2 protein-coding genes are annotated in these 1205 nt (G+C 40.6%); one reads left to right on the top strand and one right to left on the bottom strand.

The window, feature by feature from the left end:
* Positions 1-868 (bottom strand): VOC family protein (locus AB5754_RS07885; RefSeq protein ID WP_368259538.1); only part of this gene is annotated, 868 nt, incomplete at its 3' end.
* A 187-nt stretch (positions 869-1055) separates the two neighbouring features.
* Between AB5754_RS07885 and AB5754_RS07880 the strand changes: the two genes are divergently transcribed.
* The coding region (locus tag AB5754_RS07880) for an NAD(P)-binding domain-containing protein (RefSeq protein ID WP_368259540.1) at positions 1056-1205 on the top strand (150 nt) is incomplete at its 3' end.

Here is a 1205-nt window from a genome sequence, read left to right as displayed (position 1 = left end):
GTTCGTAGCTTTCATCTTGTAAAAAGCCCGGACCATCCGTTGCCAATTCAAAGAGAATATGAGGGCCAGCTAAGAAGTACTCTGATTGGAAATAAAAGCGATCTACAAAACCAGAGCTTCGATAGTTTAATTCATTTAAACGATCAATCCAGTAGCGGAGAGCTTCTTGATCGATTACCCGCAGTGCTAAATGATGGACATTGCCATAACCTTCCAAAGCAGGGGGCAAATCTTCACGATAATCCACTAAGATGGTGGCGCCATTGCCTCCTTCTCCTACTTCAAAGTGATGCAAACTCCCTTCAGCAGGAAGAGTTTCTTTAAATCCTAACACGTTCACTAAAGTATCTTTCATGTCTTCAAACTCACTTACTGTGACCATTACAGGGCCAAGGCCACTAATGGCATGGTTAGGATCTACGTTGCTTTTTTTCCAAGGGATTCCAGCTGCCATACCATGATTGTTTTCATCAGAGACTAGCTGCATTAGTTGGTTGTCAAAATCATTGAATTCCAAATAACGTTTGCCAAAACGACTGCGGATTTCTCCATGGTCAACACCCAGGTCATCGAAGCGTTGCAACCAATATTCTAATGAAGCATCACTGGGTACCCGAAAACCAGTCCGGGAAATCGTATTGGTTCCTTTAGTACCTTTGCCAATGCCCGGAAAAGCAAAAAAGGTCATATCGGTGCCGGGACTGCCTAAATCATCTGTAAAATAGAGGTGATACGTTTCAATATCGTCTTGATTGACGGTCTTTTTAATTAAGCGCAGACCTAAAATGTCGGTGAAAAAGCGATAAATTTTTTTTGCACTTGAGGTCATAGCGGTCACATGGTGTAGTCCTTTGATTTCTGTATCCATAATAGTCAGCTCCTTTAACTTACTAAATGTAAGTATAAAGAAAGAAAATGGATTAGGCAATTAACTTGTCTTGCAACTTAAAGGAAACATTAGGCTCAAAAAATCGGTGGAATAACAGATTACTTAACTTACTAAAGCACTGAGACTAGACGTTCGCTGTTTTTTGAGGCAAACTAAAGGATAAGAAATGGGAGAAAGGAAGATGAGTGTGAGTAAAATCGGTTTTTATGGTACAGGAAATATGGGGCAGGCCATGATGAAAGGCTTGGTAAAAGCAGGCATTTATCAGCCGGCAGAAATTGTAATCTATGACACCTATGAACCAATTAGAGAAAAG

This window comes from Enterococcus sp. 2201sp1_2201st1_C11_2201SCRN_220225 (assembly GCF_040925905.1).
In the GTDB taxonomy this organism is placed as follows: domain Bacteria; phylum Bacillota; class Bacilli; order Lactobacillales; family Enterococcaceae; genus Enterococcus_C; species Enterococcus_C asini_A.
This window is presented reverse-complemented; position numbering and strand designations above follow the sequence as displayed.